This window comes from Streptomyces sp. NPDC048171 (assembly GCF_043202655.1).
GTDB lineage: Bacteria > Actinomycetota > Actinomycetes > Streptomycetales > Streptomycetaceae > Streptomyces.
Window position 1 is genome coordinate 322,466 of record NZ_JBIDAU010000005.1, and the last position, 24,400, is coordinate 346,865.

General features: G+C 74.3%; 25 protein-coding genes. 13 read left to right on the plus strand and 12 right to left on the minus strand.

Annotation, left to right across the window (positions count from 1 at the left end; all coding sequences use genetic code 11):
* Positions 1–73 precede the first annotated feature (73 nt).
* Entirely contained in the window at positions 74–2,128 is a 2,055-nt protein-coding gene (locus ACGF3J_RS16050) for a TerD family protein (protein ID WP_161330089.1), read from the plus strand.
* A gap of 12 nt (positions 2,129–2,140) precedes the next feature.
* On the opposite strand, the gene ACGF3J_RS16055 is transcribed toward ACGF3J_RS16050, so the two are convergent.
* A complete protein-coding gene (locus tag ACGF3J_RS16055) occupies positions 2,141–3,523 on the minus strand; it encodes a hypothetical protein (protein ID WP_161330078.1) in 1,383 nt (460 codons plus the stop codon).
* Positions 3,524–3,636: 113 nt separating this feature from the next.
* On the opposite strand from ACGF3J_RS16055, the gene ACGF3J_RS16060 reads away from it, so the two are divergent.
* Positions 3,637–4,911: a molybdopterin-dependent oxidoreductase gene (locus ACGF3J_RS16060; protein ID WP_161330077.1), complete on the plus strand. Its 1,275-nt coding sequence runs from the start codon at positions 3,637–3,639 to the stop codon at positions 4,909–4,911.
* A 403-nt stretch (positions 4,912–5,314) separates the two neighbouring features.
* Here ACGF3J_RS16060 and ACGF3J_RS16065 read toward each other — a convergent pair whose 3' ends face one another.
* From ACGF3J_RS16065 to ACGF3J_RS16075, 3 genes are all read right to left on the minus strand, one after another.
* Positions 5,315–6,118, minus strand: a complete 804-nt coding sequence (locus tag ACGF3J_RS16065) for a class I SAM-dependent methyltransferase (RefSeq protein ID WP_393854216.1) — start codon at positions 6,116–6,118, stop codon at positions 5,315–5,317.
* A 281-nt stretch (positions 6,119–6,399) separates the two neighbouring features.
* The gene (locus ACGF3J_RS16070; protein ID WP_161330087.1) at positions 6,400–7,029 is read right to left on the minus strand and encodes a DUF2064 domain-containing protein; all 630 of its coding nucleotides are present in this window, start codon (positions 7,027–7,029) and stop codon (positions 6,400–6,402) included.
* Between the two features lie 5 nt (positions 7,030–7,034).
* Positions 7,035–7,763, minus strand: coding sequence for a glycosyltransferase family 2 protein (locus ACGF3J_RS16075; RefSeq protein ID WP_161330086.1), 729 nt, complete (start codon positions 7,761–7,763; stop codon positions 7,035–7,037).
* 388 nt (positions 7,764–8,151) lie between these two features.
* On the opposite strand from ACGF3J_RS16075, the gene ACGF3J_RS16080 reads away from it, so the two are divergent.
* Together ACGF3J_RS16080 and ACGF3J_RS16085 are read left to right on the plus strand one after the other, a co-directional pair.
* Positions 8,152–8,832 (plus strand): response regulator transcription factor, encoded by a 681-nt coding sequence (locus tag ACGF3J_RS16080; protein WP_161330085.1) that lies wholly within the window; start codon positions 8,152–8,154, stop codon positions 8,830–8,832.
* 1 nt (position 8,833) lies between these two features.
* A complete protein-coding gene (locus ACGF3J_RS16085; RefSeq protein WP_161330076.1) occupies positions 8,834–9,946 on the plus strand; it encodes a sensor histidine kinase KdpD in 1,113 nt (370 codons plus the stop codon).
* 342 nt (positions 9,947–10,288) lie between these two features.
* Here the strand turns inward: ACGF3J_RS16085 and ACGF3J_RS16090 are convergent, their stop codons facing one another.
* The gene (locus ACGF3J_RS16090) at positions 10,289–11,290 is read right to left on the minus strand and encodes an NAD(P)-dependent oxidoreductase (RefSeq protein ID WP_161331297.1); all 1,002 of its coding nucleotides are present in this window, start codon (positions 11,288–11,290) and stop codon (positions 10,289–10,291) included.
* 190 nt (positions 11,291–11,480) lie between these two features.
* Here ACGF3J_RS16090 and ACGF3J_RS16095 point away from each other — a divergent pair, with 190 nt between their 5' ends.
* From ACGF3J_RS16095 to ACGF3J_RS16110, 4 genes are all read left to right on the plus strand, one after another.
* Positions 11,481–11,870 (plus strand): sortase-dependent protein, encoded by a 390-nt coding sequence (locus ACGF3J_RS16095; RefSeq protein WP_393854217.1) that lies wholly within the window; start codon positions 11,481–11,483, stop codon positions 11,868–11,870.
* The gene (locus ACGF3J_RS16100) at positions 11,867–12,514 is read left to right on the plus strand and encodes a class F sortase (protein WP_161332683.1); all 648 of its coding nucleotides are present in this window, start codon (positions 11,867–11,869) and stop codon (positions 12,512–12,514) included. Before ACGF3J_RS16095 ends, ACGF3J_RS16100 begins: the two co-directional genes overlap by 4 nt.
* 41 nt (positions 12,515–12,555) lie before the next feature.
* Entirely contained in the window at positions 12,556–13,047 is a 492-nt protein-coding gene (locus tag ACGF3J_RS16105; RefSeq protein ID WP_161332684.1) for an RNA polymerase sigma factor, read from the plus strand.
* Positions 13,048–13,497: 450 nt separating this feature from the next.
* On the plus strand, positions 13,498–13,851 hold the full coding sequence (locus ACGF3J_RS16110; RefSeq protein WP_393854218.1) for a DUF952 domain-containing protein: 354 nt from the start codon (positions 13,498–13,500) through the stop codon (positions 13,849–13,851).
* Between the two features lie 45 nt (positions 13,852–13,896).
* On the opposite strand, the gene ACGF3J_RS16115 is transcribed toward ACGF3J_RS16110, so the two are convergent.
* The 3 genes from ACGF3J_RS16115 to ACGF3J_RS16125 form a co-directional block, all read right to left on the minus strand.
* Positions 13,897–14,217 (minus strand): SCO5918 family protein, encoded by a 321-nt coding sequence (locus ACGF3J_RS16115; RefSeq protein ID WP_161330957.1) that lies wholly within the window; start codon positions 14,215–14,217, stop codon positions 13,897–13,899.
* A 45-nt stretch (positions 14,218–14,262) separates the two neighbouring features.
* Entirely contained in the window at positions 14,263–15,819 is a 1,557-nt protein-coding gene (locus tag ACGF3J_RS16120) for a DEAD/DEAH box helicase (RefSeq protein WP_161330958.1), read from the minus strand.
* Between the two features lie 222 nt (positions 15,820–16,041).
* Entirely contained in the window at positions 16,042–16,245 is a 204-nt protein-coding gene (locus tag ACGF3J_RS16125) for a cold-shock protein (RefSeq protein WP_019324834.1), read from the minus strand.
* Positions 16,246–16,540: 295 nt separating this feature from the next.
* Between ACGF3J_RS16125 and ACGF3J_RS16130 the strand changes: the two genes are divergently transcribed.
* Both ACGF3J_RS16130 and ACGF3J_RS16135 read left to right on the plus strand, forming a co-directional pair.
* Complete coding sequence (locus ACGF3J_RS16130) at positions 16,541–17,155, plus strand: glyoxalase (RefSeq protein WP_161330959.1); 615 nt, start codon at positions 16,541–16,543, stop codon at positions 17,153–17,155.
* A 106-nt stretch (positions 17,156–17,261) separates the two neighbouring features.
* Positions 17,262–18,614, plus strand: coding sequence for a phosphatase PAP2 family protein (locus ACGF3J_RS16135; RefSeq protein ID WP_202558672.1), 1,353 nt, complete (start codon positions 17,262–17,264; stop codon positions 18,612–18,614).
* A gap of 11 nt (positions 18,615–18,625) precedes the next feature.
* Here ACGF3J_RS16135 and ACGF3J_RS16140 read toward each other — a convergent pair whose 3' ends face one another.
* The 3 genes from ACGF3J_RS16140 to modA are packed head-to-tail and all read right to left on the minus strand — an operon-like array spanning position 18,626 to position 21,338.
* Positions 18,626–19,699, minus strand: a complete 1,074-nt coding sequence (locus ACGF3J_RS16140; RefSeq protein ID WP_161330961.1) for an ABC transporter ATP-binding protein — start codon at positions 19,697–19,699, stop codon at positions 18,626–18,628.
* Positions 19,696–20,505 carry a molybdate ABC transporter permease subunit gene (modB, locus tag ACGF3J_RS16145; RefSeq protein WP_161330962.1) on the minus strand — a complete coding sequence of 270 codons (810 nt, stop codon included), beginning with the start codon at positions 20,503–20,505 and terminating at the stop codon, positions 19,696–19,698. Before modB ends, ACGF3J_RS16140 begins: the two co-directional genes overlap by 4 nt.
* On the minus strand, positions 20,502–21,338 hold the full coding sequence (modA, locus tag ACGF3J_RS16150) for a molybdate ABC transporter substrate-binding protein (protein ID WP_202558673.1): 837 nt from the start codon (positions 21,336–21,338) through the stop codon (positions 20,502–20,504). The genes modB and modA overlap by 4 nt, the downstream gene beginning before the upstream one ends.
* 185 nt (positions 21,339–21,523) lie before the next feature.
* Here modA and ACGF3J_RS16155 point away from each other — a divergent pair, with 185 nt between their 5' ends.
* Complete coding sequence (locus ACGF3J_RS16155) at positions 21,524–22,015, plus strand: molybdopterin-dependent oxidoreductase (RefSeq protein WP_161330964.1); 492 nt, start codon at positions 21,524–21,526, stop codon at positions 22,013–22,015.
* A 16-nt stretch (positions 22,016–22,031) separates the two neighbouring features.
* Here the strand turns inward: ACGF3J_RS16155 and ACGF3J_RS16160 are convergent, their stop codons facing one another.
* A complete protein-coding gene (locus tag ACGF3J_RS16160; RefSeq protein ID WP_161330965.1) occupies positions 22,032–22,427 on the minus strand; it encodes a molybdopterin-binding protein in 396 nt (131 codons plus the stop codon).
* 108 nt (positions 22,428–22,535) lie between these two features.
* Here ACGF3J_RS16160 and ACGF3J_RS16165 point away from each other — a divergent pair, with 108 nt between their 5' ends.
* The gene (locus ACGF3J_RS16165) at positions 22,536–23,315 is read left to right on the plus strand and encodes a DNA-formamidopyrimidine glycosylase family protein (RefSeq protein WP_161330966.1); all 780 of its coding nucleotides are present in this window, start codon (positions 22,536–22,538) and stop codon (positions 23,313–23,315) included.
* 45 nt (positions 23,316–23,360) lie between these two features.
* Positions 23,361–24,305, plus strand: a complete 945-nt coding sequence (sigJ, locus tag ACGF3J_RS16170; RefSeq protein ID WP_161330967.1) for an RNA polymerase sigma factor SigJ — start codon at positions 23,361–23,363, stop codon at positions 24,303–24,305.
* Positions 24,306–24,400: the final 95 nt, after the last annotated feature.

Here is a 24,400-nt window from a genome sequence, read left to right on the forward strand (position 1 = left end):
GTCACACGCTGCGTCAGATCGGACGGGCTAGGGGAGCCCGTTCGTGCTCGAACGTGAGTGTCTGGGGGGTTTGATGCACGACATGGTCAAGGGGTCCAACATCGGTCTGTCGGCCCTGAGCGAGAACGCCGATTCGGTGATCGTGAGCCTGGGCTGGGCCAGCCCGACCGGCCAGGGCGATGCGGACGTGTCCGTCCTCCTGCTGGACGGGCACGGGAAGGTGCGCAGCGACGCCGATTTCTACTTCTACAACAACCCCGTCGCCGCCGACGGCAGTGTGCAGCTCCTGGGCAAGGCGCCGGCGGGAGAGGGCAGCGAGGACCGCATCGGCTTCGATCTGACGGCGATCCCGGCGGACGTGGAACGAGTGGTGGTGGCGGCGAGCCGGTACGAGGGCGCCCGGTTCGGTGAACTCGACGACTTGCGTGTGACCATGGCCGACGGCTCCGGCGACGACCTGCTGCGGTTCGCGATCGACGACGCCGGTTCGGTGAGTGCCTTCATCTTCGGCGAGCTGTACCGCCGGGGCGAGGAGTGGAAGTTCCGGGCGGTCGGTCAGGGATACGACAACGGCCTGGCCGGCCTGGCGACGGACTTCGGCGTGGACGTCGACGACGACGCGGAGGACGCCGTGCCCGAGCCGGACGGAGCGGAGGAGAGCCGCCCGGCCGCCGGGGAATCGGACGTCCCCCGCGCGCCGGGAGCCGGGCCGGAGGCGGCGGCGCCGCTGGAGTCCGTACCCGCTCCCCGTCGCTCGCAGGAGGACCCTCGGCCGAAGAAGGCCGCCGCGCGCCCGCGCACCGCGAAGAAGAAGGTCACGCTGCCCAAGGCGGTGAAGAAGTCCCTGGCGGAGAACGACTCCTGGTCGGAGGCGAGGCTCTTCCCGGTCTCCGCCCTCAAGAGCGACCGGGACCGCGAGACGCGCGCCACCTCGGTGCTGCTGTCGGTGATGGCACAGGTCCCGGAGTTCGGCAGGAGGCTCACGGCCGCCTTCGGTGCCCCGGCGGGGCGCATGGAGACCTTCACCGAGGTCTCCTTGCCCCACGGGGACAGCCCGCGCCGGCCCGACGGCGTCATCCGGGTCGAACGGGCGGGCAAGTTGTGGACAGCACTCGTCGAGACCAAGACCAACGGCAACGCGCTCAAGCCCGAGCAGGTGCAGGCGTACGCGGACATCGCCGCGAGGCGAGGCTACGAGGCCGTCATCACGCTCTCCAACGATGTGGCCTTGGAGGGCAGTCCGCTCGTCGATGTCAAGATCGACGGTCGGCGCAAGCACAAGGTGGCGCTTTGGCACCTGTCCTGGGCCGAGGTGGCGCACCAGGCACAGATGCTGCTGCGGCACGAGGGCGTGGGCAACGCCGCCCACGCCTGGCTGCTCCAAGAGCTTCTCCACTACCTCCAGCACGAGAACTCCGGTTGCCACGGCTTCCAGAACATGGGCGCGGCCTGGGTGCCGGTCCGGCGGGGCATCGACGACGAGACCCTGTGCCAGGGAGATCCGCGCCTGCTCGAAGTGGTCGAGAGCTGGGAACGCCTCATCAGGCAGGTCTGCCTGGGCCTCGGCGGGGAGCTGGGGCACAAGGTGCTGCCCGTGCGGCGCGCCAGGCGCGGTGCCGACCCCGGAGCCCGTCGCGCCGAGATGGCGGACCGGCTCTGCACGGACGGCAGGCTGCACGCCGAACTCCGTATCGAGGGCACCCCGGGTGTCCTCGCGATCACCGCGGACCTGCGCACGGGAAAGCTTCGCACCTCGTTCGACATCCCCGCACCCGATCAGGGCTACCCCCTCACCTGGGCCAAGCGACTGGTCCGGCGGCTCGCTGAGGCGCCGGCGGACCTGCACGTCGAGACCCTCGTCGAAGCTGAGACGGGCGGGCCGCGCGGCACTCTCGAACGGCTGCGCCCGGAGCCCGGAGACATGATCCCGAAGAACGGCTCACAGATCACGGGCTTCCGGCTCTCCCTCTTCAAGGGCATGGGAAGCACGCGGGGAAGGACCGAGTCCGGCTTCATCCGCAGCGTCGACGATGCGGTGCACCGCTTCCACGGCTCGGTCGTCGAGGCGCTGGACCGCCCGGTGACGCGGTCGGCACCGGCGGCCGACCGGGCAGACGCGCTCGGCTGACCCCGTGCGGTCCTACCAGCCCGTCGCCACCAGGTGGTTGACGAGCAGGGCCAGGATCGCCTGGGCGGCGAGCCAGGCTCGTGGGTGAGGGAGGAACGCGCACGCCGGGAGGAGCCACTGGGCGAAGGGGAGCCAGATGCGTTCCGTCTCCGCCTTGCTCATGCCGGACAGGTCGGCGATCAGCAGGGTGAGCAGGCCCGCGCAGACGAGGAACGCGAGGCGGGCCTGCCCGGTGGCGTCCGCGGTGTCCTGCGCCCGGAGGGTCCCGCCGGTCTCGGGCGGCCCGCCGCGTCGCCGGGCGGCGAGGCGGGCGACCGCCCGGCGCAGGCCCGCCGCCGTCGCGACGCCCGTGATCAGCACCGTGCAGGCGAGGTTGGCCCACACCCAGTACGCGTAGGGGCGGACGGCGGCCGCGCCCTCGTAGTAGCGCTCGACGAGCAGGTGGTACGCCTCCCACCAGTCGAAGCCGATCACGGTGAAGGCGACCGGCACCACCGCCATGCCCGCCAGCAGCGGCACGAACAGCAGCGGGCGCTCGCGGACCCCGCGCCGGCCGAGCAGCAGCACCGCCGCCCCGATCACGGCGAAGAGCGTGAGGCCGTACGAGAGGTAGCAGGTGAGGCCGAAGAGGAGGCCCGCGCCCGCCGCCCACCACAGGGAGCGTCCGGTGACGGTGAGGGCGAGCAGTGCCACCGACCAGGCGGCGACCGCCGCGAAGTAGCCGTCGGCGGAGGTGCCCATCCACACCGCGGCCGGTGCCAGTACGAGGAACGGCGCCGCCCGGCGGGCGAGGCGCTCGTCGGCCAGGGCCCGCACTGTCACCAGGACCGCCACGCACGCCGTCGCGCCCACGGTGATCGTCCATGTCCCGGCCCAGCCCCCGCCGCCCAGCCCGATCCGGTCGAGCAGCACGTAGGTGAGCGTGGCGCCCGGCGGGTGGCCGGCGACGTGGGCGGGCCAGTTGTCGGGGGAGTGCAGCAGGATGTGCCCGTTGAAGTCGCGCAGGGTCGCCGGGATGTCCCGCCAGCGGTCCATGACCGACAGGTACTCCTGACCGGTGGTCAGCCGCCGGGCGATGCCCCGCTCCCAGCCGTCGATCAGGGCCAGCGACCAGGTCCACGCCATCGCCGCGCCCCACGCCGCGGGGAGCAGCGCGCGCCAGCGCAGCCGGGCGGCGACGGCCGGCCCGTACGCCACGGTCGCCGCCGCCACCAGGACGGCCGCCGGGGTGCCGGGGCCCAGGTGCGGGTCCCAGCGGCCCAGCAGGGGTGGCCAGCCGACGATCAGGTCGTCGTAGGTGTACACGTGGCGGCCGACCAGGATGGCGGCCGCCACGAGCAGCACGGCCGCCGCGGCGGCGTACAGGTCGCGGGGGACGGAGCGGAGGCGGGTCACACCGGCACCGTAGGGCGGAAGATCGCGGGCCGGACGGCGCACACGGCGGACGTCAGCGTTTCGTCATGGGTCGTGGACCCCTTTCGGGGCCTCCCGCTGCCTACGGTCGGGACATGCGAGACCTCGCCACACGGCTTCCCTCCTCCCCGGGTTTCTGGCGCAGCCCCGTGCGCGGCCCCCGGTTCACGTCCGTGCTCGGCATCGTGCTGCTCGTCGGCATCACCGTGCTGTTCGTGACCGGCCTGCTCTCGTACGCCGCCTACAACCCCGACCTGTCCCCGGTCAACGACAAGACCCCGGACAAGGGGCTCCTCGGCTTCTACCTCTTCGCGTGGCCGACCGACCCCGCGTGGCTGTACCGCCTCAACCAGGGTGTCCACGTCACCCTCGGGCTCACCCTGATCCCGGTGCTGCTGGCCAAGCTGTGGTCGGTCGTGCCGAGGCTGTTCACCCTGCCGCCGGTCCGCTCGGCCGCGCACGCGCTGGAGCGGATCTCGCTGCTGCTGCTGGTCGGGGGCGCGCTGTTCCAGTTCGTGACCGGGGTGCTCAACATCCAGTTGGAGTACCTCTTCCCCGGCTCCTTCTACCCGCTGCACTTCTACGGCGCGTGGGTCTTCTTCGCCGCGTTCGTCGCGCACGCCGTGCTGAAGACGCCGCTGGCGCTGCGCAACCTCCGGGCGATGCGCGAGGAGCGCGGTGCGGAGGCGGCGGGGGAGCGTGGCGAGGAGGCTGACGACCTGGTGTCGCCCCGGCCCGCGCCGCCCACCGTCTCGCGGCGCGGTGCCCTGTGGTTCGTGGGCGGCGGCTCGCTGCTGATGTTCGCCACGAACGCGGGCCGCAGCTTCGACCCGCCGCTGCGGGCCACGGCCGTCCTCTCCCCGCACGGCGGACCCGACCCGGGCAACGGCCCCAACGGCTTCCAGATCAACAAGACGGCCGCGTACGCCGGGATCGACCCGGCCGAGACCCGCGAGGACACGTGGCGGCTCGTCCTCGAGGGCCGCTCCGGGACCGTCCGGCTCAGCCGGGCCGACCTGCTCGCCATGGAGCAGCACAGCGAGGCCCTGCCCATCGCCTGCGTCGAGGGCTGGTCGACGTCCGACCAGTGGTGGCGCGGGGTGCGGCTGCGGGACCTCGCCGCGCGCGTGGGCCACGAGGACGACCCGCCCGACGTGTTCGTCGAGTCCCTCCAGCGGCGCGGCGCCTTCCGCAGCGGCGCCCTGCGCGCCAACCAGGTCGCCGACCCGCGCTCCCTGCTCGCCCTGTACGTCAACGGCGAGGCGCTGAGCCCGGACCACGGCTACCCGGCGCGGATCATCGTGCCCGCCGCGCCCGGCGTGCTGAACACCAAGTGGGTAGCCCGGATGACGTTCGGAGACCTGGGATGAACCGTGTACACGAGTCGCGAGGGCCGGGCAGGCCGGGCAGGCCGGGCAGGCCGGGCGGCCGGCTCCGGTCCGCGATCGGCAGCCCCCTCCAGATCCTCCTGCTGGCCTGCTCCTTCGCGCTCGCGGGCTACGCGGGGGTGCGGCTGCTCGCCGACGACTGGCTGGGCGTGGTCCTGTGGTTCGTGGGGGCGGCGCTGCTGCACGACCTGGTGCTGCTGCCGCTGTACTCGGCGGCGGACCGGGCGGTCACCGGCGGGCTCGGCGCGGCCGGCCGCCGTCGGTGGGCGATGTACGTGCGCGTCCCGGCCGCCTTCTCGGGGCTGCTCCTGCTGGTGTGGTTCCCGCTGATCGCCGGCCGGGTCGACGCGGGGTACCGGGGGGTCACCGGGCTGTCGGCGGACGGCTACCTCGCCCGCTGGCTGCTGATCACGGCCGTGCTGTTCGGCGGCTCGGCGCTGCTGCTGGCGGTGCGGTCGCTGCGGTCGCTGCGCAGCGCGACGAAGGGGCGGTCCCCCGACGTCCACTGAGCGACGGTCCGCCAGCCCTCGGCGGCCGCGCGGGCGAGCAGGGCGCGGGTGCCGATCCGCGCCCAGGGAAAGGGGCTGCCGGACGCGTGGCCGTCGGTGACGTCGACGAGCTGCACATGGGCGCGCTCGTCGACGTCCACCCGCGCGGTCTCGGCGATCAGCAGGCCGCCGGGGGCGAGCAGCGCGGCGACGCGGGCGAGCAGGGCGCGGGGATCGCCGCCGATGCCGACGTTGCCGTCCATGAGGAGCACGGTGTCCCAGCGGCCCTCCCCCGGCAGCGGCTCGAAGACGGAGCGCCGCAGCGACTGGCCGCCGGACCGCACGGTGTGGGCCACGGCGGCCTCGCTGACGTCGATGCCGAGGACGGTCCGGCCCCGGGCGGCGAGTTCCGCGACCAGCCGGCCGGGTCCGCAGCCCACGTCGAGGACGGCGCCCTCGCACCGGTCCAGCACCTCCAGGTCGACCGTGTCGGGCTCCGCGCACCACCGCTCCACCTCCAACGGCAGCAGCCACCCGTCGGTACGCCGCAGGAACAGCGGGCCGCGACCGGCCCGCAGCGCGGCGGCGTAGGGATCGGAGCCGGCCCAGGGCGCCGGACCCGCCAGAGGGAACGGCGACTCCGCAAGACGGCCGGGTGTGGCGGTCGGCCGGCCGCTGAGCGGGCGGGCGGAGCCGTTCACTGCGGCGCGGGGCGGGCCGTCGGGGGATCCGTGTGCCGGGCGGTCGGGGGATCCGGTTGTCCGGCTACCCGTCGGTCCGTTGCCTGGGCGGTCGGGGGATCCGGTTGTCCGGCCGACCGTCGGTCCGTTGCTCGGGCCGTCGGGGGATCCACTTGCCTGGCCGCCGGCCGTTCCGTTCGCCGGGTTGCCGGCTGATCCGCTTGGCGGGCCGTCGGCGGAGCCGTACCCCGGTCCGTCCGCTGGGCCGCTCTCGAGCCGCCCAACCGCGCGCCCGTGGCCGCTCATCGGCCCACCCGCGCGTCCGCGCCCGCCGTGCACGCCGCCAGCCGGGCGGCGAAACGGCCGTGCGGGGCCAGTGCGGCGACGGCCCGGGCGTCGGCGGCGGTGTCGATGTCGCGCAGGGGCGGCAGGTCCCGTACCCGCAGCCCCGCCGCCAGCAGGCGCTCGCGCTGCACGGCCCCCGTCACCGGCGTCGACATCGGCACGCCCCGCAGCAGGGCCGGGTCGGGGCGGGCCAGGCCCAGCGCCCAGAAGCCGCCGTCCTCCGCCGGCCCGAAGTACGCGTCGCAGCCCGCGAAGTCCACGTCGAGCAGCTCCGGCGTCACCTGCGGGGTGTCCATCCCGATCAGCAGGGCGGGCCCCGCGCACCCGGCGAACGCGTCCGCGAGCCGTGCGTCGAGGCCGCCCGCGCACTGCGGTACGACGTCGAAGCCGGGCGGCAGCCAGGGCCCCGGGGCGCCGGCGAGGACCAGCACCCGGCGCCGGGCGGGCGTCGCGGCGACCGCGCGCAGGGTGTCGGCGAGGGACGCCTCGGCCAGCGCGGCCGCCTCGTCCGGGGTGAAGGGCGGGGTGAGGCGGGTCTTGACCCGGCCGGGGCGGGGCTCCTTCGCGATGACGAGGAGGGTGCTCATCATGCTCACCGTGTGTTCCCCTCGTGGGCCGCGTCACTCGGAACCCTGTGCTCCGGTTGCTCGGCGAGCACGCCGCGCATGTCCCGTACCGCGTGCCAGGTGCCGCGCCAGGTCCCGGTCACCTTCGACGCCCCGGTGCGGGGCAGGTACGGCACGTCGTGCTCGGTGACCCGCCAGCCCGCGTCGGCGGCCCGCACCACCATCTGGAGCGGGTAGCCGCTGCGCCGGTCGGAGAGGCCGAGGCCGAGCAGCGCCTCGCGGCGGGCGGCGCGCAGCGGGCCGAGGTCGTGCAGCCGCAGGCCGGTGCGGCGGCGCAGCATCCGGGCGAGCGCGAGGTTGCCGGCCCGGGCGTGCGGGGGCCAGGCGCCGCGCCCCTGCGGTCGTCGGCGGCCGAGCACCAGATCGGCGGTGCCGTCCCGGATCTCGCGCACGAAGGGCGTCAGCAAGCCCGGGTCGAGGGAGGCGTCGCAGTCGCAGAAGCAGACGATGTCGGCCGTGGCGGCGGTCAGCCCGGCGTGGCAGGCGGCGCCGAAGCCGCGGCGCGGCTCGGTCACGACCGTGGCGCCGAGCGCGCGGGCGATCTCCGCCGAGCCGTCGGTGGAACCGTTGTCGACGACGAGCGCGCGCCAGCCGTCCGGGATGCGGGCCAGGACCCAGGGCAGGGCTCCGGCCTCGTCCAGACAGGGGAGTACTACGTCGACGTCGGGAGCGGGCGAGGTGGTCACGGCTCTCACCCTACGAGCCGAAATAGGGCGAAACGGACTCCCGCTCCTTACGAAACACGGACGTCGCGGCCGGGGCCGGTTCGCGGGGACGACGTCCGCGTGGGCGCGGTGCGAGGCTGGGCGCATGCAGCAGCCGCACGATCCCGCTCCCGCACAGCGGGACCCCGCCGGATCCCCCGCCGGATCCCCCGCCGGATCCCCGGTCGGATCCCCGGTCGGGTCACCCGTCGGATCCCCGGTCGGATCCCCGGTCGGATCCCCGGTCGGGTCACCCGTCGGATCCCCGGTCGGATCCCCCGCCGGATCCCCGGTCGGACCCCCCGCTGGATCCCCCGCCGGATCCCCGGTCGGATCCCCGGCCGGGACCCCCGATGGATCCACCGCCGACCCCGCCCGGATCCTGGTCGTCGACGACGACCCCACCGTCGCGGAGGTCGTCGCCGGCTACCTGGAGCGTGCCGGGCACGTCGTGGACCGGGCCGATGACGGTCCGGCCGCGCTCACCCGGGCCGCCGCGCACCGGCCGGACCTGGTGGTGCTGGACCTGATGCTGCCCGGCATGGACGGCCTGGAGGTGTGCAGGCGGCTGCGCGACACCGGGCCCGTGCCGGTCGTCATGCTGACCGCCCGCGGCGACGAGGACGACCGCATCCTCGGCCTGGAGGTCGGGGCGGACGACTACGTGACCAAGCCGTTCAGCCCCCGCGAGCTGGTGCTGCGGGTGGAGTCGGTGCTGCGCCGCACCCGTCCCGCCCCCGGGCTGGTGCCGCCCTCCGCGGCCGGTCTCACCGTCGACCCGGGCGCCCGGCGGGCCACGAAGGAGGGCGCCGAGCTGGCCCTCACCCTGCGCGAGTTCGACCTGCTGGCCTTCTTCCTGCGGCACCCGGGGCGGGCCTTCGCCCGGGAGGAGCTGATGCGGGAGGTGTGGGGCTGGGACTTCGGCGACCTGTCCACCGTCACCGTCCACGTGCGGCGGCTGCGCGGGAAGGTCGAGGACGACCCGGCCCGGCCGCGGCTGATCCAGACCGTGTGGGGCGTGGGCTACCGCTTCGACCCGGCCGGGCGGGAGACGGACTGACATGCACGCCACCCTCCTCATCGCCCTGTACGCCTTCGCCGGCGCCGCCGTCACCGGGCTGGCCGGCGCGGCCGTGCTGCGGCTGATCCGGCGGCGCTCGCTGACCGCGTCGCTCGCGGTGGTGGCGGCCGTCGCGGTCCTCGCGATGCTCGCGGGCACCCTTGCCGTCGCCTGGGCGATGTTCCTGTCCCCGCACGACCTGTCCGTGGTCACCACCGTCGCGGCGATGGCGGCCGTGGTGTCGCTGGCCACCGCGCTGCTGCTGGGCCGCTGGGTGGTCGCCCGCAGCCGCGAACTGGCCGCCGCCGCGCGCTCGTTCGGCGACGACGGCGACTACGCGGCCCCCACCGTCCCGGCGACCGCCGAACTCGACGCCCTCAGCCGTGAACTGGCCGCCACCAGCGCGCGCCTGGCCAAGTCCCGGGAACGCGAGCGCGCCCTGGAGACCTCCCGGCGCGAACTGGTCGCCTGGATCTCGCACGACCTGCGCACGCCGCTGGCCGGACTGCGGGCCATGTCCGAGGCCCTGGAGGACGGCGTCGCCGCGGACCCCGACCGCTACCTCCGCCAGATCCGCACCGAGGTCGAACGCCTCAACGACATGGTCGGCGACCTCTTCGAACTCTCCCGCATCCACGCCGGCGCCCTCGCCCTCGCCCCCGCCCGGATCTCGCTCTACGACCTGGTCGGCGACGCCCTCGCGGGCGCGGACCCGCTCGCCCGGGAGCACGGCGTACGGCTGGTCGGCGACGCGGTGGCGGCGGTGCCGGTCGAGGTGGACGGCAAGGAGATGAGCCGCGTCCTCGGCAACCTCCTGGTCAACGCCATCCGCCGCACCCCCGCCGACGGCACGGTCGCCGTCGCCGCCGAACCCTCGCCCGAGGGCGTGGTGCTCTCCGTCTCCGACGGCTGCGGCGGCATCCCCGAGGAGGACCTGCCGCGCGTCTTCGACACCGGCTGGCGCGGCACCCACGCCCGTACCCCTCCGGCCGGCGCGGGCCTGGGCCTGGCCATCGTCCGCGGCATCGTGGAAGCCCACCGCGGCCGCACCACCGTCCACAACATCCCCGGCGGCTGCCGCTTCGAGGTGACCCTCCCCCTGGCCGACGCCTGAGCCGTCCGGCGTCCTCGACCTTGGACCTGCCCGGGCCGGCACTCTCGCCCTCGGGCCCGGCCCCCGGCCCGAGGGCGGCTCGGCCCCCGGCCCGAGGGCGCCTCGGTCCCAGGCCCGAGGGCGCCTCGGTCCCAGGCCCGAGGGCGCCTCGGTCCCAGGCCCGAGGGCTCGGTTCCCGGCCCGGGCGCGGCTCGGTCCCAGGCCCGAGGGCTCGGTTCCCGGTCCGAGGGCGGCTCGGTCCCAGGCCCGGGCGCGGCTCGGCCCCCGGCCCGGGCGCCCCGCCTCGCCCCGCGCCGTCTGCCCGGCCCGCGGTACGTCTCCGCCCGTGCCGCCGCCCCGACTTCAGTCCCCCCGCAGACCCGCCCGGGCGAACTCCCGCATGCCTTCCCGGAAGCCGACCCGGGGGTGCCAGGACAGGTCGGTGCGCAGGCGGGTGGAGTCGGCGGTGATGTGGCGTACGTCGCCCAGGCGGTACTCGCCGGTGACGACCGGTTCGGGGCCGCCGTACGCGTCGGCGAGGGCGGTGGCCATCTCGCCCACCGTGTGCGGGTCGCCGCTGCCGGTGTTGTAGGCGATGAGCGTGCCGTCCGGGCGGTCGGCCGTCAGCGCCGCGACGTTGGCCTCGGCCACGTCCCGTACGTGCACGAAGTCCCGGCGCTGGCGGCCGTCCTCGAAGACCCGGGGGGCCTCGCCGCGGGCGAGCGCGGAGCGGAAGAAGGAGGCGACCCCGGCGTACGGGGTGTCGCGGGGCATCCCGGGGCCGTACACGTTGTGGTAGCGCAGCGACACCGCCGTCGCGCCGGCCGACCGCGCCCAGGCGGCGGCCAGGTGCTCCTGGGCCAGCTTGGTCGTCGCGTACACGTTGCGCGGGTCGGCCGGCGCGTCCTCGCCGACCAGCCCCGGGGACAGGGCCGCGCCGCACACCGGGCACGGCGGCTCGAACCGGCCCGCGTCCAGGTCGGCGACGGCACGCGGGCCGGGCCGCACCACGCCGTGCCGTGCGCACTCGTAGCGCCCCTCGCCGTACACGACCATCGACCCGGCGAGGACGAGCCGCCCCACGCCCGCCTCGGCCATCGCGGCGAGCAGGACGGCGGTGCCGAGGTCGTTGCGCGAGACGTACTCCGCGGCGTCGGCGACCCCGTTGCCGAGCCCGACCATCGCCGCCTGGTGGCACACGGCGTCCACCCCGGTGAGCGCCTTGGCGACCGCCGCGGGGTCGCGCACGTCGGCGGCGGGGTCCTCGCGGACGTCGTATCCGACGGGCTCGTGCCCGTGTTCCCGCAGTGCCGTGACGACATGGGACCCGATGAACCCGGCATGGCCGGTGACCAGTACGCGCATGCGTCCACGCTAGGCGCGTGAGGCCCCCGCGCCGGGCGTCCGGCGCGGCACGTCACGGCTCCGTAAGAACGGGATGCGTCCGTCACCCACCACCACCCACCACGGCTTTGCCATCCCTTTACAACCCGCCGGGGTGCCGCCTCGTCTCTCCGTCCGATCCACTCACCACCCCCCGAGAGAGAGCGACCCGATGCGCCGCACCATCCTCAGCGCCGTGGCCCTGGCCTGCACCGCCGTACTGGCCGGCACCGCACCCGCGTTCGCCGACGACCCCAGCCCCGTGCCCACCAAGGCCGCCCCGGCCCAGAGCACCCCGAGCCCCGTGCCGAGCGAGGCCCCCACCAAGGCCCCGACGCCCTCGCCCAGCAAGCCGGGCCCGGCCGACGAGACGCCCGCCCCCGCCCCGGCCGACGGCCAGGTCTCCGCCGTGCCCGAGGGCGCCCCCGACACCGGCGTCGCGACCCCGGAGCCGGGCGGGACCGACGAGGGGCTGGTCGGCGCGGGCGCCGGTGCCGTGCTCGTCGCGGGCGGCGCGGTCCTCTTCGTCGTACGGCGCCGGCGGGCGGCGACCGGGGCATGACCCGGCCCGCCGGTCGCGCCCTCGCCACCGCGGCACTCGCCGTGCTGCTGGCCGGCTGCGGCGGCGCGGGGGATGCGGGAAGCGGGGGCAACGCGGGGAACGACGTGGCCGCGTCCGACCGCCCCGGCACCACTGCGCCTCAGTCGCCGACCGGTGCCAAGTCCGCGCGTCCACTGGAGCGTTCCGTGCCGGTCGGCCTGCGCATCCCGGCCGTCGGCGTCGACACCCCGGTGATGCGGCTGGGCCTCGCGGCGGACGGCACGGTGCAGGTCCCGCCCGTCACGGACGACGACCGCGCGGGCTGGTACCGGCACTCGCCGACCCCGGGCCAGGTGGGACCGTCGGTCCTGCTCGGCCACGTCACGGTCGGCACCCACGGCGACGGCGTCTTCCGGCACCTCGCGCGGCTGCACCGGGGCGACCGGATCGAGACCCGCCTGGAGAACGGCGCGGCGGCCGAGTTCACGGTCACCGCCGTACGGACGGTGCGGAAGGCGGAGTTCCCCACGGACGACGTCTACGGGGACGTGAACCGGCCGGAGTTGCGGCTCATCACCTGCGGTGGCCCGCGCGTCGGCGAGGAGTACCGGGACAACGTCATCGTCTTCGCCGCGCTGAGCGCGACGCGGCCCGCTGCCTCCTGACCGGCCGTGCGCACGGCATACCCTCACGACCATGGAGAGCGTTGAAACGGTCCCGTGACAGGGCGGCGTCCGAGCTGTTCGCCGCCCTGTATCCCCGCCTCGCCGGCTGGTGCCGCCGGCTCGTCGACGACGACGAGACGGCCCACGAGATCGCCTCGGAGGCGTTCACCCGGCTCTGGGCCCGCTGGACGTCCGTGGAGGAGCCCCGCGGGTTCCTCTACGTGACCGCCGCCAACCTCGTCCGGGATCACTGGCGCAAGCTGGAGCGCGAACGCCGGGCCGTGCGCCGGGTCACCGCGGAGGTCGCCGTACGCCCGCACCCCGAACAGACCGACCCCTCGGTGCGGATGCTCGTGCAGTCGCTGCCGGAGCGACTGCGCGTGCCGATCCTGCTCCACTACTACGCTGACATGCCGATCCGGGAGGTGTCCGCGCTGACCGGGCGCAAGGAAGGAACCGTCAAGGCCGACCTCCACGCGGCCCGCGAACTGCTCCGCGTCCATCTGAGGAGAAGCCTTGACCACACGCCTTGAGGACGATCCCGGGTCCGGACGGGACGAGGACGATCCGCTGCTGGTCGTGCTCAGCCCGGAGACCGCGTACCTGGGCCCGCCGCCCGGCCGCTACGAGGCGATCCGTAAAACCGCGTCCCGGCGGCGTCTGCTGCGCGCCGCCGCCGGTGCGGCCGCGACCGCTGCCGCCGCCGCCCTGATCGCGCTGCCGCTGAACTGGGCGTCCCCCGCCCCGCCCCCGCGTCCGACGGCCCCGCTGGCCCCGGCCCCCGCCGACCCGCCCGCGACGACCGCACCGACCCCGGCCCCGCCCCGTGACGCCTCGCAGGCGCCGAGTCCGGTCCCCGACGCGTCCACGGGGGCCGTGCCGACCCCGTCGGCCTCCTCGCCGTCGGCGTCCGCGCCGCCGTCCGCCCCGGGCTCCGTGCCCACGCCCTCGGAGCCCGGCGGCCCGGCTGTTAAAACGGAACGATGATCTACCACGTGGTACCGCTCGCCGAGTGGAACGCCGAACCCGGCCGGCCCTACGCCCCCGCCTCCCTCGCCGAGGACGGGCTCGTGCACTGCTCGCCCGACGAGGCGACCACGCTCGCCGTCGTCAACGCCTACTACCGCGCCGCGAGCCGTCCGCTGCTCGCGGTGCTCCTCGACGAGGAGCGGCTCACCGCGAGGTGCGTGTGGGAGGCGGCGGCGCCCGCACCGCCGCCCGGGGTCGCCGAGGGCACCCTCTTCCCGCACGTCTTCGGCCCGCTCGACCGCGACGCCGTCCGGCGCGTGAGCGAGGTGCGCTGGGACGGCGCGGGCCGGGCCACGGGACTGTCCTGACGCCGGGCGACGGGCCACGGGCCCCCTGACGGAGGGGGCCCGCTCTCACTCCTGCGGCTGGACCGGCCCTCCGAGCAGCGCCGACGCGGTCTGGACCGGCGTGGCTTCGGGCGCCGGGGCGGGCTCGGCCCCGGGAGCGGGGTGGCAGGTGAAGCCGAGGCGCGTCATGGCCCGGGTGACCTCCGCGCCGGAGAAGTCGCGGCTGTCCTGCCGGGTGACGACCACGCCCACCTGCTTGACCGGGTAGCGGCGGCGGCCGATGGTCACGGACTCACCCGTGACCGGCTGGGGCGTGACGCCCTTCATCGCGTCCAGGACCCCCTGCTTGGTGAGGTCGAACGGATACCGGGCGATGACACAGCGCATGATGCCTCCAACAAGGGGGACGGAGCGGATGGGCTTGCGGTTCGTCTAGGCCGCCGAACCACCGGCGGACTGGCGCCGCGGCCTGCGCCGCGGGCCTTCGCCGGTGGAGCGGCTCTGACCGCCCCCGCGGCTCTGACCGGTGCGGGTCTGCGGGACGGAGGCCTGGCCGGAGCGGGCCTGGCCGGAGCGGCCGCGCCGCCCGCGGGACGAGGAGCCGGAGCCGGACGCGGCGCGCCGCGGGCGCTCCACGACCGGTGCGGTGATGACGACGGGCACGCCGGAGGGAGCCTGCGCACCGGTGATGCGGGACAGCTCCGCCTCGCCCGAGCGGACCGGGGTGACCTGCGGGGTGATGCCGGCCGAGGCCATCAGCCGCGTCATGTCGCGCCGCTGGTCGGGCGTGACCAGGGTGACGACGCTGCCCGACTCGCCGGCGCGGGCCGTACGGCCGCCGCGGTGCAGGTAGTCCTTGTGGTCGCCGGGCGGGTCCACGTTGACGACCAGGTCGAGGTTGTCGACGTGGATGCCGCGGGCCGCGACGTTGGTCGCCACCAGCGCCGTCACCTGCCCGTCCTTGAACTGGGCGAGGGTGCGGGTGCGCTGCGGCTGGGACTTGCCGCCGTGCAGTCCGGCCGCCCGCACGCCGCTCTTCAGCAGGTGCTTGACCAGCCGGTCCACCCGGTGCTTGGTGTCCAGGAACATGATGACCCGGCCGTCGCGCGCCGCGATCTCGACGGTCGTGGCCTGCTTGTCCGCCTCGTGCACGTGCAGCACGTGGTGCTCCATCGTGGTGACGGCGCCGGCCGACGGGTCGACGGAGTGGACCACCGGGTCCGACAGGTAGCGGCGGACCAGCCGGTCGACGTTGCGGTCCAGGGTGGCGGAGAACAGCATCCGCTGCCCGTCCGGCCGCACCTGGTCGAGGAGGGCGGTGACCTGCGGCATGAAGCCCATGTCGGTCATCTGGTCGGCCTCGTCGAGCACGGTGATGCCGACGTCGCCGAGGTGGCAGTCGCCCCGGTCGATGAGGTCCTTGAGCCGTCCCGGCGTCGCCACGACGACCTCGGCGCCGCCCCGCAGCGCACCGGCCTGCCGCCCGATCGACATGCCGCCGACCACGGTGGCCGACCGCAGGCCCACGGCGCGGGCGTACGGGGCGAGCGCGTCGGTGACCTGCTGGGCCAGCTCACGGGTGGGGACGAGGACCAGGGCGCGGGGCCTGCGCGGCTCGGCGCGCTGGCCGGCCGTGCGGGCCAGCAGGGCGAGGCCGAAGGCGAGGGTCTTGCCCGAGCCGGTGCGGCCCCGGCCGAGTACGTCGCGCCCGGCCAGGGAGTTCGGGAGGGTCGCCGCCTGGATCGGGAACGGCACGGTCACGCCCTCGCCGCTCAGCGCGGCCAGCATGCGCTCCGGCAGGTCGAGCTCGGCGAACGAGTCGACGGCGGGCAGCGCCGGGGTGATCGTCTTCGGGGGCGCGAACTCGCCCTGGGGAGCGGCGGCCGGGCGGCGGCCGGGGTTCTGGGAGCGGCCGGCCGTCCGGGAGGAGCGGCGGGGGCCGCCGCCGGAGCGGCTGCGGTCATTGGTGCGTGTGCGTGCGCGGTCCATACGGAACCTTCCTCGATACGGCACGTATCAAGGGAGTCCCGCAGCGGTGGTACGGCGCGGGGAATCGCAAGAACGAGCCGGGGTCCGGTCACTGTCGGCGCATCGGGGCGCGGGACCGGAACATGGAGAAGAAAACGAGAAGAAAAAGAAAGAAACGCGAGCGGGGGCCCGCACCCCAAGGTGCGGGCCCCGACTGCGAAGTAACGCGAGTGCGTCGTGAGGTCAGGCGACCACGATGTTCTCGGCGGTCGGGCCCTTCTGGCCCTGCGCGATGTCGAAGGTCACCTTCTGGCCCTCGAGCAGCTCACGGAAGCCCTGGGCGGCGATGTTCGAGTAGTGGGCGAAGACGTCGGGGCCGCCGCCGTCCTGCTCGATGAAGCCGAAGCCCTTTTCCGAGTTGAACCACTTCACGGTGCCGGATGCCATTTTTTTCTCCTTCGGTACGGTGCTCGGCGCTCACCCTGTGTGAACGCCGGTCGCCGTGATGATCACCCCGTCGGAAAAACCTTCAGGCAACCACAACTGCAACTTCCATCGACAGTAGCACGCCGTGACCGTGTGGACGCTCGTGATAATCCCGTCGCACTTGCGACGCACCGGCTGTCCCGGCCGGACCCGGCCCGGCGGTCCGCCGCCCCCCGGCCCGCGCGGCTGGGACACGCGGCAGCATGGTCAGTTTTCGAGAAGCCTCGCCGCCCCCGCCGCCCCTACCTTCGTGGACATGAAATCCATCGACGCCATCACCCTGGAAGTGGCCGACACCGAGGCCGCCACCCGCTTCTACTCCGACGCCTTCGGACTGGACCCGAAGCAGGTCCGCGTCGGCGCCTCCGAGTCCCCGACGGCCGGCTTCCGCGGCTTCACCCTCTCCCTCGTGGTGTCCCAGCCGGGCAACGTCGACGCGCTCCTCACCGCCGCCGTGGACGCCGGCGCCACCGTCGTCAAGCCCGCGGCGAAGTCCCTGTGGGGCTACGGCGGTGTCGTCCAGGCGCCGGACGGCACGATCTGGCAGCTCGCCACCTCGAAGAAGAAGGACACCGGCCCGGTCACGCGCGAGTTCGACGAGATCGTGCTCCTGCTCGGCGTCGAGGACGTGAAGGCCAGCAAGCAGTTCTACGTCGAGCGAGGGCTCGCGGTCGGCAAGAGCTTCGGGAGCAAGTACGTCGAGTTCGCCACCGAACCGGGCACGGTCAAGCTCTCCCTCTACAAGCGGCGCGGCCTCGCCAAGGTCGCGGGCGTCGACGCCGACGGCAGCGGCTCGCACCGCCTCGTCATCGCCGGGGACACCGCTCCGTTCGAGGACCCCGACGGCTTCGCCTGGCAACCCGCGCAGTAATACATTCGTCTTCTTGTGCTGACGGGTTGGTAACCCTCCCGTCACCGAAAGGTCGTTATTGGCGCAAAACGGTAAAAAAACGCAAACAGAATAAAGATTGAGATACATGCCATCACGGATACCTTCGCGAATACGTTGGCGTCAGCCGCGCGCAAGACTCTGGGCCGTGGCGGGTGTGGCGGCTCTCGCGTTCCTCGTCGCGCTGGAGATCGCCGCGCGCCGCTACGGCCTCCCGGGGCCGATCACCAACCAGGCGAAAGAGGTGGTGTTCGCCCCCGTCTCGGGACCGCTGCTCTACGCCGGCCTGGCGCTGATGATGGTGGTCCTGACCTGGCGTCAGCGCTTCGTGGCGGCCGCCTGCGCGGTCGGTGTCGACCTCGTCTTCGCGCTGGTGCGCTGGGCGGCGGGCGCCACGGTGTCCGGCAGCCACTCCTTCGGCAACGGCGCGCTGTGGGTGGTCCTCGGCTGCGGCGTCCTCGCGGTCACGCGCCGCACCGGCCGGGAGCGGGTCCTGCTGCTGAAGGGTGTCGGGCTGGGGCTGCTGCTGGTGGCCGGCCGCAAGACCGGCGACACCTGGCTGCTGATCACCGCGAAGACCCACCCGAAGGTGCTGGACCCGTACGTCGCGGTCGCCGATCACGCGCTGGGCAGCCCCTCGTGGCTGGTGGGCCGGGCGGTGCGGGCCGCGGGCCCGGTCGGCGAGCACGTCCTCGACTGGGTCTACGTCCAGCTCGCGGTGGCCGCGGTGGTCGTGGCGCTCTACCAACTGCGTCATGTCGCCGCCGAGCGCCGCTTCCCGCGCCATCACCTGGTGCGCACGTTCCTGGTGATCGGCCTGCTCGGGCCCGGTATCTACATGATCTTCCCCGTGGTCGGACCGATCTTCACCTACGGCACCGGGGCCTTCGGCACCGGCGGTGAGCAGTGGGCCGTCGCCATGCTGTGGCCGGACACGCCGCCGCCGGTCAGCGCGCCCGCCGCGTTCACGTACGACGGGATCACCCCGCGCAACTGCATGCCCAGCCTGCACACGGCGTGGGCCACCGTGATCTTCCTGCACTCCCGCGGCGGACCGAGGGTCCTGCGCTACGCAGGAACGTTCTGGCTGGTCGCCACGCTCGGCGCGACGCTGGGATTCGGCTATCACTACGGCATCGACCTCGTCGCCGGTGTGGTCTTCGCCGTCACGGTCGAGGCGGCCCTGCGCGCGTTCGACCGCGGCTGGGACCGGGCAGGCATCCAACTGGTCGCCCACGGCGCGCTCGTGTTCGCCGCGATCCTCGCGTCGACCCGCTATCTGTCCCTGGACATGGCCCGCCACCCGCTGGTCTTCGGCCCCCTCCTCCTGCTCGCGATGGCCTCGGTGATCCACGGCTACGTGCGGACCACGAGGGGATGGCAGCCGACGGGCGCGGCAGCGCCGGCCAAGCGGCCGGAGCCCCAACTGGAGGCGGCCTGACCGGCGGTCGGTCAGTCGCGGTAGGCGTGGGTCTGGGTGGCCTTGACCGTGGCCCAGACGGCGGCGCCGGGGTGCAGGTCTAGTTCGGCAGCGGCGACCGTGGTGAGGTCGGCGGCGAGCGGGAGTTCACCGGTGAGGTCGGCGCGGATCTGATCGCCGTGGGTCTCCAGGCCGGCGACCTCGCAGCGCCACAGGTTGCGGGCGCTGGAGCCGGTGGGGCGGTCCCGGTGCAGGGTGACCGCGCTGGGCGGGAACGCCACGAACACCGGCCCGGTCAGCTCCTCGGTGGTCGTGATCGCCGTCCCGTCGTCCAGACGTACCGCATGCCCTTCGGCGCGCCCCCGATAGAGGTTGAGGCCGACCAGATGGGCGATGTAGTCGGTGCGCGGGTGGCGGGCGATGTGCGACGGGGTGCCCTCCTGGACGACCCGGCCGTCCTCCACGACGACGAGGTGGTCGGCGAGGACCATGGCGTCCAGCGGGTCGTGGGTGACGAGCACGGCCACCGCCTCGAAGTCGGCCAGGTGACGCCGGAGCTGGGCGCGGACGTCGAGGCGCGTGCGGGCGTCGAGGGCGGCGAGCGGCTCGTCCAGGAGCAGCAGTCGGGGGTGGGTGGCCAGGGCGCGGGCGAGCGCCACCCGCTGGGCCTGGCCGCCGGAGAGCCGGCGCGGCTTGGCGCCCTCGTGCCCGGCCAGGCCCATGCGGTCGAGCCAGACCGCGGCCTGCGCCCGTGCCTCGGCCTTGCCGGCGCCGTGGCAGCGCGGTCCGAAGGCCACGTTGTCCAGCGCGGTGAGGTGGGGAAAGAGCAGGTAGTCCTGGAAGACCACGCCGACGGGCCGGGACTCCGGCGGCGTACGGTCCAACTCGTCGCCGTCGAGGCGGAGGTGGCCGTCGGACAGCGGGACGAGGCCGGCCAGCGCGCGCAGCGCGGTGGTCTTGCCCGCGCCGTTGGGCCCGAGCAGGGCGACCACGTCGCCGGGTGCGGCCGTGAGCGTCACGTCGAGACGGAAGCCCCCGCGGTCGACGACGAGCCGCGCGTCCAGCCCGTCGGCGAGGGGCGCGGTCGGCTGCTCGGTCCCGGTCATGAGGCGGTCATCCAGCGGTCGCGCAGTCCGGCGAGTACGGCGATGGACACGGCCAGCAGCACCAGGCTGAGGGCGATGGCCGCCTCCGGGTCGCTCTGCAGGGCGAGGTAGACGGCCAGCGGCATGGTCTGGGTGCGGCCGGGGAAGTTCCCGGCGAAGGTGATCGTCGCCCCGAACTCGCCGAGTGCCCGGGCCCAGGCCAGCACCGCGCCCGCGGCGATGCCGGGCGCGATCAGCGGCAGGGTGACCCGGCGGAAGGCGGTGAAGCGGGAGGCGCCCAGGGTGGTGGCCGCCTCCTCGTAGCGCGGGTCGGCGGCGCGCAGGGTGCCCTCGACGCTGATGACGAGGAAGGGCATCGCCACGAACGCCTCGGCGAGGATGACGCCGGTGGTGGTGAACGGCAGGGTGATCCCGAACCAGGAGTCCAGCCACTGCCCCACGACCCCGTTGCGGCCCAGCGCCATCAGCAACGCCACGCCGCCCACGACCGGCGGCAGCACCAGCGGCAGCGTCACCAGGGCCCGTACGAGACCGCGCCCGGGGAACTCGACCCGCGCGAGGAGCCAGGCCAGCGGCACGCCGATCACCATGCTCACCACGGTCGCCGCCGTGGCGCAGATCAGCGACAGCCGCAGCGCCTGCCACACCTCGGTACTGGTCAGCAGCTCCGGCATGCTCGCCCAGGGGGCCCGGATCAGCAGGGCGATCAGCGGCAGCACCAGGAAGGCGAGGCCGATCAGCGCGGGCACGAGCAGGGGCAGGGGAGCCCCGCCCCTCACCCGCGCGCTCCTGGCCGGTGCGGTCACGGTGCGGTGAACCCGGCCCCGGTCAGCACCTTCTGACCCTCGGCGGACCGCACCAGCTCGATGAACGCCCGGCCCACCTCGGCGTTGGGCGCGTCCTTGAGCAGGGTGATCGGGTAGTCGTTGACGGCGTCGGCGGCTTCGGGGAACTCCACGCCCTCCACCTTGTCACCGGCGGCCTTCACATCGGTCTTGTAGACCAGGGCGGCGTCGGCCTCCTTGAGTACGACCTTGTTCAGCGCCGACTTCACGTCCTCCTCGTAGGAGACGGGCGTCAGCTTCAGCCCGCTCGCGTCCAGCGCCTTCTGGGCGGCGGCCCCGCACGGCACCGACTTGTCGCACAGGACGACCTTCAGGCCGGACCCGGTCAGGTCCTTCAGGGAGGCGATCCCGTCGGGGTTGCCCGGCAGGGTGGCGATCTCCAGCCGGTTGCGGACGAAGGTGGCCGGCGTCCCGGCGGCGGCGTCGGCGTCCGTGACGACCTTCATGGTCTTGGGGCTGGCGGAGGCGAACACGTCGGCGGGGGCGCCGCTGGTGATGCCCGCGGCGAGCGAGTCGCTGCCGCCGAAGTTGAAGACGACCTCGGTGCCGGGGTGCTGCTTCTCGAACTCCTTGCCCAGCTCGGTGAAGCTCTCGGTGAGCGAGGCCGCGGCGAAGACGTTGACCGTCCCCGAGAGCTTCTCCGTACCGCCGGACTTCTCACCGGAGCCCGAGCCCGAGGTCGAGCCGGAACCGGAGTCGGAATCGGAGGAGCAGGCGCTCAGCGCCAGCAGCGCGGCGGCGGTCGCCCCCACCACCTGCACGGTGCGACGGGTCCGGCGCGCGGAACGGGTCATCACGGGTCCACTCCCTCTGGTGCTGATCCTGCTGGGCTCGCTGCGCTTACGCCGATGATAATGCCGCAGATGCCACCCGGAGGTCTCCTGTCTCTTCGCATGAGCAGGCGGAACTCATCTCTGGCATGGCATGTGCGTTTGTACGGGAGGTTCGGCCGGGTACCGTCACACGGGAGGTGAAAGCCGTGAGTCAGTCCCTCGCAGCCGCCGGTCCGGCCGCCCGTCCGTCGGCGGTCGTCGTCATCACCGGCGACCTGGGCCGTCCGGCCCGCCTGACCGTCCCCGACCTCGCGGGCTGGCCGCAGCACACGGCCCAGGCCGCCTTCGAGTGCGCCACCAGCGGCGTCCGGCACCACCGCTTCACCGGACCCCTTCTGCACGACGTCCTCGCCGACACCGCCCCGGCCTTCGACCCCGCGCGCCGCAAGGACCGGCTGCGCTTCCTGATCGCCGTGCGCGGCGCGGACGGCCACCACGCGCTGCTGTCCTGGGCGGAGATCGACCCGGACTTCGGCCGCGCCCCCGTCCTCCTCGCCGTCACCCTCGACGGCACCGCCCTCGACCGCGTCGGCCCTCAGCTGGTCCTGCCCCAGGACCGCTGCGGGGGCCGTCACATCAGCGGCATCGACGCGATCCGGGTGGACGGGGGCTACCCCGGGACGCTCACCGGGCGCTGAGCGGTCACGGCCCCGCTCAACCCCGGTCGACGTGCACGTTCGTCGACTTCACGCGGGCGGTGGCCTCCATGCCGACCTCCAGGCCCAGTTCCTCCACGGCCTCCCGGGTCAGCAGCGACACCAGTCGGTGCGGGCCGGCCTGGATCTCGACCTGTGCCGCCACGTCACCGAGTTTGATCGCGGTGACGATGCCGGGGAAGGCGTTGCGGACCGAGGTGAAGGACGCGTCCTCCTCGCCGCTGCCGCTCTGGGCCAGCTCCACGGAGAACGCGGCCAGGTCCTTGCCGTCGATGAGCCGCTTGCCGCCCTCGTCGCGGTGGGTCGTCACCCGCCCCGCGTCCGCCCACCGCCGCGCGGTGTCCGGACTGACGCCGAGCAGCCGGGCCGCCTGGCCGATCGTGTATGCCTGCATGGGCGCCAAGATAGGCGAACCGCGGCGGCGCGCTGCGCGGAGCCCGCGGCGCGCGCACCATGGGACCGGGGCCGTTCGAGGCGGCCCGCGTTCCGGGAGGAGGCCGACGTGCCTGAGCTGCCCGACGTCGAGGGATTCCGCGAGCTCCTCGCGTCCTGTGCGACGGGCCGGACCGTCCAGCGTGTCGAGGTGCGCGACACCGGGGTCCTGCACGGAGTGAGCGCCCGGGGGCTGCGCGAGGCGCTGGAGGGCCGGCGCTTCACGCGGGCGGAACGGCACGGCAAGTGGCTGCTCGCCCGCACCGGCGGCCCCACCGTGCTGCTGCACTTCGGCATGACGGGCCTGCTGCTCTGCCACCGCCCCGACGATCCCGCCCACCCGTACGACCGGGTCCTGTTCACGGTGTCCCGCGACCGCCAGCTCCGCTACCGCGACCAGCGCAAACTCCGGGGCCTGTGGCTGGCCCACGACGAGTCCGACGTCGCCCGTCTCCTGGACCACCAGGGCCCGGACGCGCTGACGGTCGACCGGGAGCACTTCGAGGCCGCGCTCGGCGCACGGCGCGGCAGCGTCAAGGCGGCGCTGACCGACCAGTCCGTCGTCGCCGGCCTCGGCAACCTGCTCGCCGACGAGATCCTGTGGCGCGCCCACCTGCGCCCCACGCACGCGGCGGCCGACCTCACCGAGTCCGACCGCCGCCGCCTCCACACGCACATGCGGCGCACCCTGCGCTCCGCCGTCCCCGCGGGCCGCGTCCCACCACGCGCCTCCTGGCTCACCGGCCACCGCGACACCCCGGACCCCGCCTGCCCCCGCTGCGGCACCCACCTGCGCCACTCCCGCGTGGGCGGCCGCGGCACGGTGTGGTGCCCGCGCTGCCAGCGGTGACGAGGCGCCGACCGTCCGCACGGCGTGGCGACTAGGATCCGGCCCATGGCCCTGACCATGAACGACGTGGAACGGTTCGAGGCGTCCAGGCCCCGTCTGGAAGCCATCGCCTACCGCCTCCTCGGCTCCGCGAGCGAGGCCGAGGACGCCGTGCAGGAGACGTATCTGCGCTGGCAGGCCACCGACGTCGGCCGGGTGGAGGTCCCGGAGGCCTGGCTGACCAAGGTGCTCACCAACCTCTGCCTCAACCAGCTCACTTCGGCCCGCGCCCGGCGGGAGACCTACGTCGGCCAGTGGCTGCCCGAGCCGCTGCTCGCCGGGGACCCGATGCTCGGCCCGGCCGACACGGCCGAACAGCGCGAGTCGGTCTCCTTCGCCGTACTCGCCCTGCTGGAGCGGCTGTCCCCGGGCGAGCGCGCGGTGTACGTCCTGCGCGAGGCGTTCGGCTACCCGCACCGGGAGATCGCCGGGATCCTCGACCTCACCGAGGCCGCCAGCCAGCAGATCCTCCACCGCGCCAAGAAGCACGTCGCCGAGGGCAGGGCCCGTACCGAGATCGACCAGGCCGCCGCCCGGCGGGTCGTCGAGGAGTTCCTCGCCGCGGCCACCAGCGGCCGTACCGAACCGCTCGTCCGCCTGCTCACCCAGGACGCCGTGTCGGTCGGCGACGGCGGCGGGAAGGTCCCGGCCCGGGCCAAGGCGTTCGAGGGCGCCCGCGCGGTGGCGACGTTCATGCGGGGCCTGTTCAAGCCCGGCAAGGCCAAGCGGGCCCTGGCCGGCGGCACCGTCGGGGTCTACGCCGACACCGCGAACGGCGACCCCGCCGTGGTGGCGGTCGTGGACGGCCGGGTCATCGGCGTCATGTGCCTGGAGATCACCCCCGAGGGCATCGCCGGGTTCCGCAACCAGGTCAACCCCGACAAGCTCGAACGCGCCACCCGGCGCTGGGCCGCCACCGACCACGGAGAACCCCTGTTCAACGCCTTCTGACCATCACCCCTGCATATGTGACGCGCATCACACCCTGCTCCTGTCAGGAAACGGCGGGCCGCCCGGTTCAAGGGGCGAACCCGCCGAAGGGCTCC

Bases quoted from the DNA above. Each gene is read 5' to 3' on its own strand.
- ACGF3J_RS16050 (WP_161330089.1), top strand. From the start codon at position 74: ATGCACGACATGGTCAAGGGGTCCAACATCGGTCTGTCGGCCCTGAGC.
- ACGF3J_RS16060 (WP_161330077.1), top strand. From the start codon at position 3,637: ATGCGAGACCTCGCCACACGGCTTCCCTCCTCCCCGGGTTTCTGGCGC.
- ACGF3J_RS16070 (WP_161330087.1), bottom strand. From the start codon at position 7,029: ATGAGCACCCTCCTCGTCATCGCGAAGGAGCCCCGCCCCGGCCGGGTC.
- ACGF3J_RS16085 (WP_161330076.1), top strand. From the start codon at position 8,834: ATGCACGCCACCCTCCTCATCGCCCTGTACGCCTTCGCCGGCGCCGCC.
- ACGF3J_RS16090 (WP_161331297.1), bottom strand. From the start codon at position 11,290: ATGCGCGTACTGGTCACCGGCCATGCCGGGTTCATCGGGTCCCATGTC.
- ACGF3J_RS16095 (WP_393854217.1), top strand. From the start codon at position 11,481: ATGCGCCGCACCATCCTCAGCGCCGTGGCCCTGGCCTGCACCGCCGTA.
- ACGF3J_RS16100 (WP_161332683.1), top strand. From the start codon at position 11,867: ATGACCCGGCCCGCCGGTCGCGCCCTCGCCACCGCGGCACTCGCCGTG.
- ACGF3J_RS16110 (WP_393854218.1), top strand. From the start codon at position 13,498: ATGATCTACCACGTGGTACCGCTCGCCGAGTGGAACGCCGAACCCGGC.
- ACGF3J_RS16115 (WP_161330957.1), bottom strand. From the start codon at position 14,217: ATGCGCTGTGTCATCGCCCGGTATCCGTTCGACCTCACCAAGCAGGGG.
- ACGF3J_RS16120 (WP_161330958.1), bottom strand. From the start codon at position 15,819: ATGGACCGCGCACGCACACGCACCAATGACCGCAGCCGCTCCGGCGGC.
- ACGF3J_RS16125 (WP_019324834.1), bottom strand. From the start codon at position 16,245: ATGGCATCCGGCACCGTGAAGTGGTTCAACTCGGAAAAGGGCTTCGGC.
- ACGF3J_RS16130 (WP_161330959.1), top strand. From the start codon at position 16,541: ATGAAATCCATCGACGCCATCACCCTGGAAGTGGCCGACACCGAGGCC.
- ACGF3J_RS16135 (WP_202558672.1), top strand. From the start codon at position 17,262: ATGCCATCACGGATACCTTCGCGAATACGTTGGCGTCAGCCGCGCGCA.
- ACGF3J_RS16140 (WP_161330961.1), bottom strand. From the start codon at position 19,699: ATGACCGGGACCGAGCAGCCGACCGCGCCCCTCGCCGACGGGCTGGAC.
- modA (WP_202558673.1), bottom strand. From the start codon at position 21,338: ATGACCCGTTCCGCGCGCCGGACCCGTCGCACCGTGCAGGTGGTGGGG.
- ACGF3J_RS16160 (WP_161330965.1), bottom strand. From the start codon at position 22,427: ATGCAGGCATACACGATCGGCCAGGCGGCCCGGCTGCTCGGCGTCAGT.
- sigJ (WP_161330967.1), top strand. From the start codon at position 23,361: ATGGCCCTGACCATGAACGACGTGGAACGGTTCGAGGCGTCCAGGCCC.